Here is a 14,633-nt window from a genome sequence, read left to right on the forward strand (position 1 = left end):
AAGTTACTCCGGCTACCTCAACAAACGTGCTCATAAAGTCCATTGCGTGACCAACCTGTGGGCTGGAACTACCTTTTTTCGCTTTTATACCGTTGGGTCAAAAGGCGATGATCGGTGTATGGATTCCTCCTTCGTATGACTCAGCTTTCCAATACCGGTATGGCGTATTGGACACGTTTGCCCACCGCTGACCAATTGAAGCAAACGAGGTTTGTGGACCTGACATGACCCGTTCCTTCAGATCATACACGATTGGCCGGCCATCGCGGGTCTCGTTCGGACGGTCGAAGCCGGGACCGTAAGCCGCGCAGTTTTCGGGGCTAGCGTCGTTATCCGACAAGAAAACGATCAGTGTGTTCTCTAACTGACCCGTTTCGCGCAGCGTATCTCGCAGTTTCCGGCTGGCAGCGGGAAGTAAGTTATTCCGTTTGCTGGCCAGCGGGACGGGTATTGGCTCCTGTTCGCTGCTGCAGATCGTCGCCCAGATCAGCGCGTGCCTTTTCGGCTAAGGTTTCGAGCTCTCTGATAATGTCGGGATGTTGTTCGCGCACATCATAGCGCTCGCCGGGGTCACGTCGAAGGTCATACAGCCCCGCGGAGAATCTATGATTTTCGTCATTCTTACCCGGTTTGCCGTTTTCACCCGGCAGAAAGCCCTCGTAAGTTCGGCCCGGATGCGCAAACACCAGCTTCCAGTCGCCCTTGCGAACGGCTTCCAGGTTGTTTTTCCGATAATAGTAGTAAAAATGGCTGCGTGGCGTTACGGATTCATCGCCCCTGAGCAGGGCAATCCAGTCGACACCATCAATAGATCGCCTGGGCAGCCGGGCTCCGCACAATTTCGCTACGGTAGGCAGAATATCCATGGTTGTCAGGAGTTTGTTACTAACCCGGCCGGCTGGCACCACACCGGGCCAGCGTACGAGACAAGGTACCCGGTTGCCGCCCTCAAACGTAGTGCCTTTACCCTCGCGCAGCCCGCCCGTTGAGCCAGCATGGTCACCGTAGTTTAACCAGGGGCCATTGTCGCTGATAAAAATAACGAGCGTATTCCGGTCGAGTCCCTGCTGCTTAAGCTCCTGCATGATCTGGCCAACCGACCAGTCCAGCTCCATCAGTACGTCCCCGAACAAACCCCGCTCGCTTTTACCCCGAAAACGCGCCGATGCCGCCAGCGGGACATGAGGGAGCGGATGAGGTAAGTACAGGAAGAACGGGTCTTTTTTGTGCTTTCGAATGAACGAAACAGCTTTTTCGGTGAATGTCGTTGTCAATTCGCTAGCCTCGTTCAGGGTCTTCACTTCTTTAACGGGCCGATTCCCGTCGATCAGAAACAAAGGAGGGTAATTGGCACGTGCCTGGTCCGGGTGCAGCGGCCACATATCGTGCGAGTAGGGTACGCCAAAATACGTATCGAAGCCTTGTTGCAGGGGCATGAACGGCAATTTGTCGCCCAGGTGCCATTTACCGAATATTCCGGTCGCATACCCCTGTTCTTTAAGCAGTTCGGCAATCGTTTCCTCGTCCGGATTCAGTCCGATGGGCGAGTTGGGGCCTAATGCACCGGCCAGACCGATGCGGTTGGGATAGCAACCGGTGAGCAGCGACGCCCGGGACGCGGTACAGACGGGTTGAGCGGCCAGAAAATTGGTAAACCGGCTTCCCTCGGCCGCCATCCGATCCAGGTTCGGCGTACGGTACCCCATCGCACCCGTGCAGGAAAGATCACCGTACCCCAGGTCGTCCATGAAAAACAGGATCACGTTAGGTTTGGCGGCCTTCGGCAGGTTGACCCAGGCGCTGATGACCAGACCTCCGAGAGACAACGTAACGACTGCCGCGAGGATACCAGGATATTTTTTACTGCTCATATTTGTCCGTCAAGAGGTTTGAAAATGATACGTATCTGAATAGCCAATCCATTTCAGCCACTGAAGCAAAGGCACATTGCCTACTCGGCGCCCCTAACCTGACAATTGGCGTAGATCGTCTCTAATGTCTGTCGCAGTTGGTCAATGGCCGGTTCCGATAATCCCTGTAGGGCTGCGCTGCGGTATCCGACAACAATAGGGCCCGCTGAATCGAGTAAAGCCATCCCCTGGGACGTAATGGCTCGGTCAACCCGCCGACGGTCGTGTGGGCTGACGCTTTGCGTGAGTAGTTCTTTTTTAACCAGCAGGTCGATAATACGGGCTACCGATGCCTGATCTTTAAATACCCGCTCCGCGATTTCGGTCTGACCCAGCGCAGGCGACTCCCGGATTACGTTCAGAACGAGCCACTGATCGACGGTGATGCCCAGGGCTGCCTGGTCAAGATGGCTTTGGGCAAACTGGCGGTAGCGCTTGATCGTTTTTTCGAGTACGTAAAAGATGACGGTATCCAGCATAGGCCGCACAGAACGAAGTTAGGTATTGCAAGTATATCCAAACCTCCCCGAATCCGGCCGTTCATCCCCAAAATAGTTCGTTCACACTTCTTTTTGCGCAATTCAGTCAGAAGCCCCGTCTTTGATTAAATGATATATCATACGTTTGTCGCATCAACCGCTTAGTGATCCATTACCTATGAAACCAGCGCTTTATCTAAACTGCTTTTCGGCATTATTTACCTTATTCAACGTGCTGTCGGTCAGCCCCGCTAGTTGGGCACAATCACCCGTTCAGCTAAAAGGCAGCGTGCAGACCGAGTCTGGACTGGCCGTTGAGTTCGCCACTGTTACGCTCAACCGGGCGAGTGATTCCGTTGTTGTCAAGGCGGAGTTCACCGATGCGGAGGGTACGTATTCGTTCGCCCTTCCGGCCGCCGGGCGCTACTTCGTGGCCGCGTCGCAGGTTGGGTTTGCCCGGGCAAAAACGGCTCCGATTACGGTCGCTGCCGAAGGGCAGCGCCTGCCCGCGTTGGTACTCCGTCCGAACCAGAACACAACCCTGAATGAGGTAAAGGTAGTGGCTCAGAAACCCCTCTACGAACGGATGACCGATCGCACGGTAGTGAACGTAGAAGGCAGTGCACTGGCTGCGGGGAATACCTCCCTCGACGTACTGGCTCGTTCGCCGGGTGTTACCGTCGACAACAACGATAACCTGGCGCTGCGGGGTCGGCAGAACGTACTGGTTCTGATCGACGGCAAACGGCAGCCCATGACGGGCACCGAACTGGCCGATTACCTCCGGGCCTTACCCGCCGACCAGTTGAAAAGCATTGAGCTAATCACCAATCCACCCGCGAAATACGACGCCCAGGGAACCGCCGGTATCATTGCCATTAATCTCCGGAAAGACCAGCGGCTCGGCACGAACGGCAGCTTACAGGCCAGTTACGGACGTAGCCAGTACGATAAATACACGGCTGGCATTACGTTGAACAACCGAAAAAAAGGGCTCAATCTGTTCGGCTCGTATAACTACGCGAACCGCGACGGCCTGGCCCTGCTGGATATTCACCGCGATTTTTACGCCGTGGGGTCGAACCGGCAACAAACGCTGACCGGCAGCAGCGACCAAGTCAACCGGGGGGTCATGCGTTTTCAGTCGCACTCAGCCCGGGCCGGTTTTGATTACACCCTCTCGAAGCGAACTGTGCTGGGGGCCGTGGGCAGCCTCCTGGAGAATCGCTCGCCCAGCCAGATCGGCCAGAATCAAACAACTCTGTATAACGCCAGCGGCCGGATCACCGACGTATATAACGCGCAGACCAACCGCACGTTTGTTTCCCCGAATGGCTCCGTTAATCTGAACGTCAAACATACTTTCGCGGACTCGACGAACAGTCCCGAGCTGACGGCCGACATTGACTATGCTCGCTACCGCACCAGTCGCCTGCAGGAACTTCGCACGGCCTTTAGCCTGTCGGAACGGAGCAATCTGCTCAGTGGTGATCAGCAGGGCGACCTGAGCATTATATCGGCCAAAGCCGATTACACCCGCCCGCTCGCCAACCGCAGCCGGTTAGAAGCCGGGGTTAAAGCCAGCCGTATCGCTTCGGACAACGATGTCGTGTTTCGGTTAACGGAAGGTTCGCTCACGACTATTGACCCGACGCGCACGAATCGGTTCCGCTATAACGAAACGATTCTGGCGGCCTACGGAAACTGGAGCCGTTCGTTCGCCAAAACAACGCTCCAGCTTGGACTCCGCGCCGAGCAAACTATGGCCCAAGGACGGCAGGCGGTCGGCGACAGCAGTTTTACCCGCCAGTATGCGCAGTTGTTCCCGAGTGCGGCCCTTAAGCGGACGCTAAGCAAAAATCACGACCTTAGCCTTACGCTCAGCCGCCGGATTAACCGACCTTCGTACGGGCAGTTGAACCCCTTCCGCATTATCATCGACCCGACTACCTCTGGTTCGGGCAACCCGAATCTTCGTCCGGAAACGAGTTACAATCTGGAACTAACGCATACGTTCAAAGGCACCTTCAGCACGGGTCTGAGTTACAGCCGCACCAGCTTACCCATGATTGGCGTTGTGCAGCCCGAAACAGATTCGACCGTGCTGTCGACCAGCGTAAACCTCGACCGGCAGGATTATTTCGCTTTGACCATTACGGCTCCCGTACAGCCCGCCAAATGGTGGCAGATGTACAACAATGCCGTATTATATTACAGCCATTTCGTAGGCAATCTGGCCGGAACGGCCCTAGACAAAGGGCGCCCGGCGTTCAACCTAAGCAGTAACCATACCTTTACGCTCGGCAATGGCTGGTCGGCCGAACTGAACGGCAGTTTTCAGTCGGGTGAGCAATACGGTTTCCTGCGCGTCCAGCCAAATGGCCAACTAACGGCGGGCGTGCAAAAAAACCTCTGGGAACGGAAAGGTACCCTGCGCCTGAACGTAGCGGACGTGTTCTACACCCAGACAGTGCGGGCCGTGTCGGCCTACGATAACTACGTGGAGCGGTTCTACCAACGACGCGACTCACGCGTAGCCACGCTGTCGTTCTCGTACCGGTTCGGTAACGATAAAGTAGCACCAACCCGCCGACGCAGCGGGGGCGCTGAAGACGAGAAACGCCGGGCCGGCGGAGCTTAACCGCCCAAATTAACCGATACGTAAAGACTGGGACGGACGGCATTATTACGAGGGGGTTCAGAAAGTGAGTGTATCCAACGACTCACGCTCTGAACCCCTCAACGTATTGGGTATTTACAATCGAACGGCTGACAGCTCGTAGCGCCCACCAACAAATCACCGATATTCTGGTTGCTGGCTACCTGCTGCGTATCGCACGAACGAAAAAACGATGTGGTACCATAACTAGACGCTCAGGGCATCTGGCTGTTGTGCAGGGGGAAATCACCAACCGCTTATACAATATTGGTCTGTATCGTAGTAATCCCGGCCAGCGATCTGCTTTATTTGGGCAAACCGCACCAATTACAACCCACCGATGCGTAACCCGGACTTAGAATCGCTGTTGAATACCATTGATGAATTACCGTTTGTCGATCAGGCCACTTATTTTGAGAATGACCAGATCGTTGCCATTACGCTCACGGCCAGTCTGGCCCGGCTCCTGCCCGTATCGAAGGCAGTGTTGATTATTCCTCTGGACGAGCTTTCGGTAACTGCCGTCTACACAGCCTACAAACAGCAGGTAATCGACCATTTGCAGCAGGCGCTGGATCACGCCAAAGAATTTTCCCGGCCTAGTTCACCCGTCCATTGACCGGCCGGTTCAGTTGGGCAGGTATACGCTAAACGTAGCGCCCTGACCGGGCTGACTGCTGGCGGTAATGGCCCCGCCGTGGTTAGTAGCCACTTTCTCACAAACGGCCAGGCCAATGCCCGTACCCGCGTATTGCCCCTTGCCGTGCAGCCGCTGGAAGACCTGAAAGATGCGATCCAGGTATTTCTCGTCAAAGCCAATGCCATTGTCAATCACATCGATGCGGGAATATACTGCGGCCGTCCGTGTCGGCTTAACCTGGGGGGGCAGGTCGGCGGCAGCTACCGCCTGAGTGGTGATGCGAATGATCGGGGCTACATCCGGCCGACGAAATTTGATGGCGTTCGACAGCAGATTCTGAAACAGCTGCCCCAGCTGCGAAACGTCGCCCGGCACCGTCGGTAGCGACTCAATGTGGATCACGGTACCAGTCTCCTGAATGGTTAGTTCCAGATCGGCCAGTACGGCATTGACAACCAGATCCAGCGCAACCCGGGTGTCGACCTCCTGCCCCGTCGAGATCCGGGAGAAGTTCAGCAGGTCACGGATCAGCATCGACATCCGGCTGGCCGCTGCCCGCATACGCTCCAGATAGGCCATGCCTTCGTTGAGCTGGTGACCATAGCGCGTTTGGAGCAGATCGCCGAACTGCTGAATCTTCCGCAAGGGCTCCTGTAGGTCATGGCTGGCGATGTAGGCAAACTGCTCCAGGTTGTGATTGGAACGCACCAGCAGGACGTTGGCTTCCCGAAGTTCCTCGTTGATGGCCGCAAGCTCCTGGGTACGCTGCTGCACCTGGGCATCCAGCTCAGTCGACAGGCTTCGGAGCCGGGCTTCGCTTTCTTCCAGTTTCTGCCGGGCCAGCATCAGATCGGTTACGTCGGCTGCAGTGTTCATCACGCCATATACCCGACCGTCGGCATCGTAGAGGGGCGTAAAGCTGTACTTGAAATAATACGGCTGTAAAACACCGTCGATTACCAGATCGACGCGCTGGTTATGGGCATGGAACGGAATGCCGGTTGTAAAAACCTGGTCGAGCTGGGCGTAGATATGCTGGTTAGCCAGTTCAGGCAATATGTCGGCATAGCGCTTACCAATCACGTCGCTTCCTTTTCCCCATACGTCGATGATAGACTGGTTGGCGAGTTGAATGACCATTTCCTTCCCGACGTACACCCCGATGGGGAACGGAGCGCTTTCGACAAGGCTACGTAGTTTGGCTTCGCTCGCTTCTATTTCTTTGCGGCTGAGCACCTGCGCCGTTACGTCCGTTGCGACCACGAACACCCCCGAAACGTGGTCATCTGCTTCGCGCCGGGGCTGATACGTTAAATCGACGTAAATAGTCTCAGGACCTTTCTTTCGAATAATATTAACGGCTACCTCTCGGGCGATATACGCGTTTCCGGTGTCGATAACCTGCCGCAGTAACTGGTCGAATCCCTGGCCGGTCAGCTCGGGCAATGCATCCAGCAGCGTTTTTCCGATCAATTGATCGGGAGAGCGGCCCACCAGTTCCCCGTAAAATGGGTTCGCCATCTGGAAGCGCAGGTCCAGTCCGGTAATAATGGCAATCGCAGCCGGTGACTGCTCGAATGAAGTCAGCACTTCCCGCTGAACTTTTTCCATCTGCTGCTGCTGACTAAACACCCGTTCGGTCACATCAACCGCAGTATTCAGAATGCCATAGATGTTTCCATCGGCATTCCGTAACGGCCTGAACGTAAGGTCAACATAATGGGTAGACCATTTCCCGTCGCTGTATAGATTCGCCGGGGTGGCTTTCCCTTCGTAAACGTCACCCGTGACAAAAACTTTATCCAGAATGGCAAAGACCCCTTGCTCTTCCAGTTCCGGCACAGCTTCCCGATAAGGCCTGCCCAGCACCGATTCATCTTTGCCCCAATACCTGAGCAGCGCGGTGTTGGCAACTTCAATCCGGTGGGTTGTGCCTACGAACAGCCCCATGGCTACCGGAGCTTCCAGCACCAGGCTTCGCAGGCGCTGCTCAGACGCCCGCAGGCTATCTACGGTCGTTACGTCGCCGGTAGTTTCCAGTGCGGTCACCAGCACTCCGCTGATCTGATTGGTATCTCCGTAAACCGGATGATACGTAAAGGTCCAATACGTATCATCAGAGTCATTATGCGTTAGGGGAACCAGCGGACTTCTGTCAGAAACGGATTCGCCGGTTTCCGTAACGTGTGTAAGGAGCGGCTCAATACGTTCCCAGGTTCCGGGCCAAACTGCGGCCCCTCGCTGACCGACCGCCGGGTGTTTACCAGCCGCGTCGAAACCGGATTGAACCGCATCGTTGTAAAAACACAGGAATTCTTCTCCCCAAAATAGCACCATGGGCGAGGCTGCGTGCAGCAACAGACCCAGCGTGGTACATAAGCCTGGCGGCCAGTGGTCGGGTGATCCCACTGAAGTTTTCGACCAGTCGTAGGTGCGAGTAAGTTCGCCGAGTTTTCCTCCGCCCTGTAAGAATGCGTGCTTATGAATAGGTGCTGTGTTCAAATTACCTGTAGATCGTCTACTCGTTACTCTCCCCTGTTTTTATGGCAGCTGCTGGCATAAAAAGGCAGCTCTTGAGCAGTTATGAATGAGGAACGCCTTTGGTCCGCAAGATAATGCCGACCGACGCTCTATCCATAATACCCACGCCTATATGTCTTGTTTACAAAAAGCGACCGGGTTATTTCAGGGTACTTAGTAGAAAACGGATGTGACTCGAAGATCTTGTGCTTCCTGCTGCCAGCTATTCCTCCGAACCCACCCGTTACCAGCCGGGCCTGATTACTGGCTATTCGCTCGGTTACATTTGTCTGTTCTCAACCTGTTATAGTACGTTAGCAGCTCTGTATAGTTTGTCGGCGCTGGCAGTGCTTATCAGCGGAGGAGGTCTGTTACTTGGCACATACGGCACCCGCTTCGAGGATGGTGCGGGCTACGCAGGCTCATTTGCTTTCCTGGTCGGGGCACTTTTCCCGTTGGCTGTAGCCATCCTGCTTTATACGCATTGGAACACGCTCGCGCTTTAGGTCGGCATTGTCGGCTGCTTGCCACTATTGATTGGATTTATCATCCTGCTCTGTGTATTAACCCTTGATTCGTAACGAACCTGAATAAGCCGGGCCGGCTGCGGCTAGGTCAGTATGCCTTGTTTGCGATACTGCGCGGGCGACATACCGATTTCGCGCCGGAACAGCTTCATGAAATAGGTGAGGGTATTGAAGCCGCAATCCTGACTAATATCGACCAGACAGCGATTGGTCGTACGTAACAACCTGGAAGCTAACCTGATCCGCTGCTGATTGATGTAATCAACGGGCGTCATGCCAAACGTTTGCTTGAACGTCCGGTAAAAGTTCGGCTCGCTCATGCAGGCTTCGTCGGCCAATTCCCGGATTGGCAGAATCCGGTTCAGGTTCCGGTTGATGTACTGGGCTACGTGCGCCAGCCGGTTTACATTAGCCAGCGCAGTTTCGGGGCTAAGCAGGAACGTACGGGCCTGCGTCTGCATCAGCCGAACCACCAATTCCTGAATAACCAGGTTGGCAAAAACCTCTTTCGCCTGGTTGTTCTCGGTAAAGATATAAATCAGTCGGGCAACCAGCTGATGGATGGGCTCGTCGTTGGTCAGGAAGAAGTTGTGCTGACCGAATTGCCAGCCCTGTGCATTGTCGATGAGAGGAGCCCGGTCGTTGAGCAGATCCGTTACCTGGCGTACTTTGTCGGGCGCAATGGCCAGGGCCAGGCATTGGGTCGGGTTTTGGTGCTGCGCTTCGGGAAAGTCAATCCGCATGGTTTCCTGGCTGGGTACAATCACCGATTCACCCGGCAGAAAGTCGAAGGAAGGTGTACCGGGCAGGTGCATCACTTTCTTACCCCGAATCATGCTGGCCAGCACCGGACTCGTAAACGTCAGTTCTACCTTTTCGGCTATGTGCTGTGTTTCGTAAATGGTTAGCTCGGCGGTGTCAATGGTGTAAGCCGTCCGGTTTTCAACTTCCTGTTCCAAACGCCGGGTTTGAAGATGGCGGGAGATGTCTAGCTGGGTTGTGGGTACACGTTTCATGCGGGGAAGGAAGAATGGGGGCCATCTGTCAATTCTGTTAAAATGAACAGATCAGAAACGGCAAACTATACAATTTCAACGAGTGACTTATTTGTAATGTTATAAAAAATGTTGGTTTTATAAAAGTACTGACGCGATCATTAGCCTGGTTGGAACCGGGCAATTTTGATAGGATTGTGTAATCAGCCGATACAATTGCTCAACTCTTTATTGAACGATTCAGGCAAACTTTGTGACAAATCTAATTCCTAACGTAATTACTGTCACATGGAAGTCTTGGAAGCACCCAGCAAAATTTTGCCCCGGCCGCAGTTTAAAACCCAGTATGAAAACTACATTGGCGGTAAGTGGGTCGCCCCCGTCGATGGCGAATATTTCAACAATACGTCACCGGTTGATGACAGCCTGATTGCCCGTGTGCCCCGCTCCAAAGCGGCTGATATAGAGTTGGCGCTGGATGCAGCGCACAAAGCGTTTGCGAGCTGGTCGCGTACATCGGCTACCGAACGGAGTAATATGCTCCTGAAAATTGCCGACCGGATCGAGCAGAATCTGGAGTTTCTGGCCCGTGTCGAAACGGTTGAAAATGGCAAGGCGGTCCGGGAAACGATGGCCGCTGACCTTCCCCTCTGCGTCGATCATTTTCGCTACTTTGCCGGTGTGATCCGCGCCGAAGAAGGGGCTGTTTCGGAACTGGACGCCGACACCGTTTCCATGATTATCAAGGAGCCAGTCGGGGTTGTCGGGCAGATTATTCCCTGGAATTTCCCGCTGCTGATGGCGACCTGGAAGCTGGCTCCGGCGCTGGCGGCCGGTTGCTGCGTGGTGATGAAACCCGCTGAGCAGACGCCCACGTCGATTCTGGTGCTGATGGAACTGCTCGAAGGGCTGATTCCGCCGGGCGTGATCAATATCGTCAATGGATTCGGACCCGAAGCGGGAAAACCCCTGGCTCAGTCCAAACGGGTAGCGAAAGTAGCGTTTACGGGTGAAACGACCACGGGTCGCCTGATCATGCAGTATGCCTCCGAAAACCTGATTCCGGTGACGATGGAACTCGGCGGCAAGTCACCCAATATCTTCATGGATTCGGTGGCGGATGCCGACGACGAGTTTTTCGATAAGTGCGTGGAAGGTGCGGTCATGTTTGCCCTCAACCAGGGCGAAGTGTGTACCTGTCCGTCGCGGATGCTGGTGCACGAACGGATGTACGACCGATTCATGGAACGGGTTATTCAGCGTACCGAAGCCATTAAGCTGGGCCACCCGCTGGACCCTGACACGATGATGGGGGCCCAGGCCAGCAACGACCAGTACGAGAAAATTCTGTCGTATATCGACATTGGCAAGCAGGAAGGGGCCGAAGTGCTCACCGGTGGCGGCCCGGCCGGACTGGTTGGCAATGGGCTGGAAACCGGCTATTACATCAAACCAACCATTTTTAAAGGCAACAACAAGATGCGGGTGTTCCAGGAAGAGATTTTTGGCCCGGTTGTTTCAGTAACGACCTTTAAAGACGCGAACGAAGCGCTGGAAATCGCCAATGATACGTTATACGGCCTCGGCGCTGGCTTCTGGTCGCGCGATGCCCATGAACTGTACCAGATTCCGCGTCAGATTCAGGCGGGTCGCGTGTGGGTCAACTGTTACCACCAGTACCCGGCTCACGCACCCTTCGGCGGCTACAAGAAGTCGGGCTTCGGTCGGGAGAACCACCACATGATGCTCAACCACTATCGTCAGACGAAAAACCTGCTGATCTCCTACAGCAAAAGCAAACTGGGTTTCTTTTAACGAAGGAGGGAATGAGCGACTGGGTGAACGAGGGTGTGCATATTGAACGCAACTGTATTCTTCACTCAATCACCCTTTCGCTCATTCCCTCCTTCATTTGCCTACTGATTCGTTATGACCTATCAAACCGTTTCCCGCGTTGATGCCACTCCGGCCGCCATCGACGTTATCCGCAGGCTACGCGACCAGCACGGGCCGCTGATGTTCCACCAGAGCGGGGGCTGCTGCGATGGCTCGTCGCCCATGTGCTTTGCCAAAGGCGATTTCATCGTTGGCGCCAGCGACGTATGGCTGGGTCAGATCGAGGACTGTGATTTCTGGATGTCAGAGGATCAGTTTACGTACTGGAAACATACCCATCTAACGATCGACGTTACGCCCGGCCGGGGTGCCAGCTTCTCGCTGGAAATTCCGATGGGGATTCGTTTCCTGATCCGCTCCCGTTTGTTTACCGAGGAGGAATATCAGCAGCTAACGCCCATTCGAAGCGGCCAATAGCAAGAATTTATAGCTAAGATTAAAAACGACTTTTGTCATCCCGACCAAAGGAGGGATGACAAATTATAGGAGATCAACTTATGTTCAACCGATTCGCCGGTGACGGCGGTCGAGCCAGTTCATAACGGGCGTTGCCAGAATGCCGTGAAAAATAATCGAAACCAGTACCACAAACCCCAGGATCGCCCATAGTCGTTCCGCATCGGGAAAATTCCCTTTCTCCAGTCCGTACGACAGGTAAAAAAACGAACCGATACCCCGGATACCGAAGACGGAAATTACCCAGCGTTCGCTGTTGGCCGTTCGGGTTCCAATCAGGGTTAACATCCCCGCTGCAGGACGAATAATCAGCAATAGCGCCAGCCCTACTGCTACGTCAGACCACGTCAGCGGAGCCAGTAGCCCCTGTCCGATAGCTCCGCCGAACAACAGCAGCAGAATCACGATAAAGATCCGCTCGATCTGGTCCGAAAAATCATGCATCTGCCGGTGGTACTCGTGGCTACGTTCGTAACTGCGCAACGTAATGGACGCGATAAAAACAGCCAGAAAACCGTAGCCTTCAATCAGTTCGGTAAGTCCGTAGGTCGTCAGCGTAACGGCCATCACTACGAACCCGTACGCTGACGTTTTGATGCTGATGCGCCGTGGTAATCTAAAGATCAACAGCGCCAGCAGTTTCCCCGACAACCAGCCCGCCCCCAGCCCAACAGCTACCCGATAAACAACATCCATCGTCAGCCAGTCGAACAGCCGCGTACTCAACGGCGTAGCCGAAGGCAGCAGGGCCAGGGCGGCATACACAAACGGAAAAGCCAGCCCGTCATTGAGCCCCGCTTCACCCGTCAGGGCAAAGCGAACGTTGTCTTCCTGCCCTTCTCCAGGGTCGCCTACCTGCACATCACTCGCCAGTACAGGATCAGTAGGTGCCAGGGCGGCCGCTAGCAGCAACGCTGACGCCGGATGCAGGCCCAGTCCACACCAGCTCGCCAGCACCATACCGCCAATGGTAAGAATCATGGTAAACAGCACCAGCCGGATCGGGATTCGCCACCGCCGGATCGAAAAGCGCCGGTCGATCTTGAGTCCCGTACCCGTTAGCGCGATAATGACGCATAACTCACTTAAATGCGTCGTGATCGTTTTGTGCTGGATTGGATCGGGGGTCGGCAGCGGCAGCGGAAAGGCGTATATCATCAGCCCCAGCGCGACTACCACCATTGAATACGAAAGCGGGTGATCTTTAAGCAGCGAAGGTAACCAGGCAACCGCCAGAATGGCCACGCCCAGCACAACCAGCAATATATTGTATGAAATCATCGTATCGGTTTCGGCTAACCCGTAGTGAGCCCGTTTTCCTGATTTGAACGCCAGCGAAATTCCCCTCCCGACTGCGCTTACTTGTCTTAACCCAGGCTGAACTACAGCGTACAGGTAATACGTACCAGCGCAGTCATCAGCCCCGTAAAGCAGTGCTATGGTTCCGCTTAACGACGTAATCACTAAGCTGAGTAGCAACTCAGTTGCTTCACCTAACGTAGTAAAAGTTACCGGTCTGTCAGCGGTTCAACCGGTTATACCCAGACAGGAGCAGACCCGCCAATGATTGGCGGGTCTGCTTCACTCCCTGCGTAGGCTGGGCAGGAAGCTCCTGCTGCTCTCACTACGTTTGTCGGGATTTACGCCGGTTTAGTGCAGAGGCCGACCTTTTACCATACCGCCTTTTGCATCATCGATGCTGTGATTGACAATAAACGCCTGGTCGTCAATATGGGAAATCCGATCTTTCAGGCGGGTTAGCTCAAGTCGGGTAACCACCGCATACAAAATATTGGTGTCATTTTGCCGGTGCCCGCGCTTACCATACCCTTTTTCACCCTTAAGCACCGTAACACCACGCCCCATCTCTTCGGTCACCATCTGACGAATAGCTTCGTGCTGGTCCGAAACGATGATGACGGCGGTGTATTCCTCAATCCCGTGAATAAGGAAGTCAATGGTTTTTGAAGCCGCCAGGTACGTCAGCATGGCGTACAGCGCCGTTTCGATGTTGGTAAGCAAAGCTGCGGCTCCGAACACCAGGACATTGATGACCATAATGACATCGCCGACGGTCAGGGCCGTACGGCGGCTGACGTAAATCGCCAGGACCTCCGTTCCGTCGAGAACGCCCCCGCCCCGAATAGCCAGCCCAATACCAGCGCCCAGGAAGAAGCCGCCAAACACGGAAATCAAGAGCTTATCGTTAGTAACCAACGGATACGGCACCACAACCAGGCAGAGGGCCAGCAAGCCGATGGCTACGACCGTACGAAGGGCAAAGCCCGGCGAGATTTGTCGGTAGCCCATCCAGATAAAGGGCATATTCACGATGATGACCAGCAGGGCGAGTTCCATACCGGTGAGCAGTTCGAAGAGCAGCGATATACCCATCGCCCCGCCATCGAGAAAGTTGTTGGGCAATAAAAACCCTTTTAACCCCATACCCGCGCAGAGCACACCCGCGCACAGAAATGCAAGGTCTTTTAACCAACGAATGTGATTCTCATTAGTAGAGGTAATTGCTTGTGTCGATACCATATTGCTAATA

12 protein-coding genes are annotated in these 14,633 nt (G+C 54.6%); 5 read left to right on the forward strand and 7 right to left on the reverse strand.

Features of this window, described 5'->3' with window-relative positions; genetic code table 11:
- Positions 1–97: 97 nt before the first annotated feature.
- The 3 genes from ACYVBJ_RS02725 to ACYVBJ_RS02735 all read right to left on the reverse strand — a co-directional run bounded on the left by ACYVBJ_RS02725 (position 98) and on the right by ACYVBJ_RS02735 (position 2,389).
- The gene (locus ACYVBJ_RS02725; protein ID WP_460980767.1) at positions 98–340 is read right to left on the reverse strand and encodes a hypothetical protein; all 243 of its coding nucleotides are present in this window, start codon (positions 338–340) and stop codon (positions 98–100) included.
- A 79-nt stretch (positions 341–419) separates the two neighbouring features.
- Positions 420–1,871: a sulfatase family protein gene (locus tag ACYVBJ_RS02730; RefSeq protein WP_460980768.1), complete on the reverse strand. Its 1,452-nt coding sequence runs from the start codon at positions 1,869–1,871 to the stop codon at positions 420–422.
- A gap of 80 nt (positions 1,872–1,951) precedes the next feature.
- Positions 1,952–2,389, reverse strand: a complete 438-nt coding sequence (locus ACYVBJ_RS02735) for a MarR family winged helix-turn-helix transcriptional regulator (protein WP_460980769.1) — start codon at positions 2,387–2,389, stop codon at positions 1,952–1,954.
- A gap of 178 nt (positions 2,390–2,567) precedes the next feature.
- Between ACYVBJ_RS02735 and ACYVBJ_RS02740 the strand changes: the two genes are divergently transcribed.
- Both ACYVBJ_RS02740 and ACYVBJ_RS02745 read left to right on the forward strand, forming a co-directional pair.
- On the forward strand, positions 2,568–5,030 hold the full coding sequence (locus ACYVBJ_RS02740) for a TonB-dependent receptor domain-containing protein (protein WP_460980770.1): 2,463 nt from the start codon (positions 2,568–2,570) through the stop codon (positions 5,028–5,030).
- A gap of 358 nt (positions 5,031–5,388) precedes the next feature.
- A complete protein-coding gene (locus ACYVBJ_RS02745; protein WP_460980771.1) occupies positions 5,389–5,667 on the forward strand; it encodes a hypothetical protein in 279 nt (92 codons plus the stop codon).
- 9 nt (positions 5,668–5,676) lie between these two features.
- Here ACYVBJ_RS02745 and ACYVBJ_RS02750 read toward each other — a convergent pair whose 3' ends face one another.
- A complete protein-coding gene (locus tag ACYVBJ_RS02750) occupies positions 5,677–8,190 on the reverse strand; it encodes a PAS domain-containing sensor histidine kinase (protein WP_460980772.1) in 2,514 nt (837 codons plus the stop codon).
- Positions 8,191–8,414: 224 nt separating this feature from the next.
- On the opposite strand from ACYVBJ_RS02750, the gene ACYVBJ_RS02755 reads away from it, so the two are divergent.
- Positions 8,415–8,714, forward strand: coding sequence for a hypothetical protein (locus tag ACYVBJ_RS02755; RefSeq protein ID WP_460980773.1), 300 nt, complete (start codon positions 8,415–8,417; stop codon positions 8,712–8,714).
- A gap of 104 nt (positions 8,715–8,818) precedes the next feature.
- On the opposite strand, the gene ACYVBJ_RS02760 is transcribed toward ACYVBJ_RS02755, so the two are convergent.
- Positions 8,819–9,751: an AraC family transcriptional regulator gene (locus ACYVBJ_RS02760; RefSeq protein ID WP_460980774.1), complete on the reverse strand. Its 933-nt coding sequence runs from the start codon at positions 9,749–9,751 to the stop codon at positions 8,819–8,821.
- 267 nt (positions 9,752–10,018) lie between these two features.
- On the opposite strand from ACYVBJ_RS02760, the gene ACYVBJ_RS02765 reads away from it, so the two are divergent.
- Positions 10,019–11,545, forward strand: coding sequence for an aldehyde dehydrogenase family protein (locus ACYVBJ_RS02765; protein WP_460980775.1), 1,527 nt, complete (start codon positions 10,019–10,021; stop codon positions 11,543–11,545).
- 114 nt (positions 11,546–11,659) lie between these two features.
- Positions 11,660–12,043 (forward strand): DUF779 domain-containing protein, encoded by a 384-nt coding sequence (locus ACYVBJ_RS02770; protein WP_460980776.1) that lies wholly within the window; start codon positions 11,660–11,662, stop codon positions 12,041–12,043.
- A gap of 84 nt (positions 12,044–12,127) precedes the next feature.
- Here the strand turns inward: ACYVBJ_RS02770 and ACYVBJ_RS02775 are convergent, their stop codons facing one another.
- Together ACYVBJ_RS02775 and ACYVBJ_RS02780 are read right to left on the reverse strand one after the other, a co-directional pair.
- Positions 12,128–13,561, reverse strand: a complete 1,434-nt coding sequence (locus ACYVBJ_RS02775) for a cation:proton antiporter (RefSeq protein ID WP_460980777.1) — start codon at positions 13,559–13,561, stop codon at positions 12,128–12,130.
- 171 nt (positions 13,562–13,732) lie between these two features.
- Positions 13,733–14,623 carry a YitT family protein gene (locus tag ACYVBJ_RS02780; protein WP_460980778.1) on the reverse strand — a complete coding sequence of 297 codons (891 nt, stop codon included), beginning with the start codon at positions 14,621–14,623 and terminating at the stop codon, positions 13,733–13,735.
- Positions 14,624–14,633: the final 10 nt, after the last annotated feature.

The organism is Spirosoma fluminis (assembly GCF_054778895.1).

What these genes read in the sequence shown, in the direction of transcription:
- ACYVBJ_RS02730 (WP_460980768.1), bottom strand. Translation starts at nt 1,871, where the DNA reads ATGAGCAGTAAAAAATATCCTGGTATCCTCGCGGCAGTCGTTACGTTG.
- ACYVBJ_RS02745 (WP_460980771.1), top strand. Translation starts at nt 5,389, where the DNA reads ATGCGTAACCCGGACTTAGAATCGCTGTTGAATACCATTGATGAATTA.
- ACYVBJ_RS02760 (WP_460980774.1), bottom strand. Translation starts at nt 9,751, where the DNA reads ATGAAACGTGTACCCACAACCCAGCTAGACATCTCCCGCCATCTTCAA.
- ACYVBJ_RS02765 (WP_460980775.1), top strand. Translation starts at nt 10,019, where the DNA reads ATGGAAGTCTTGGAAGCACCCAGCAAAATTTTGCCCCGGCCGCAGTTT.
- ACYVBJ_RS02770 (WP_460980776.1), top strand. Translation starts at nt 11,660, where the DNA reads ATGACCTATCAAACCGTTTCCCGCGTTGATGCCACTCCGGCCGCCATC.
- ACYVBJ_RS02780 (WP_460980778.1), bottom strand. Translation starts at nt 14,623, where the DNA reads ATGGTATCGACACAAGCAATTACCTCTACTAATGAGAATCACATTCGT.
- ACYVBJ_RS02735 (WP_460980769.1), bottom strand. Translation starts at nt 2,389, where the DNA reads ATGCTGGATACCGTCATCTTTTACGTACTCGAAAAAACGATCAAGCGC.
- ACYVBJ_RS02740 (WP_460980770.1), top strand. Translation starts at nt 2,568, where the DNA reads ATGAAACCAGCGCTTTATCTAAACTGCTTTTCGGCATTATTTACCTTA.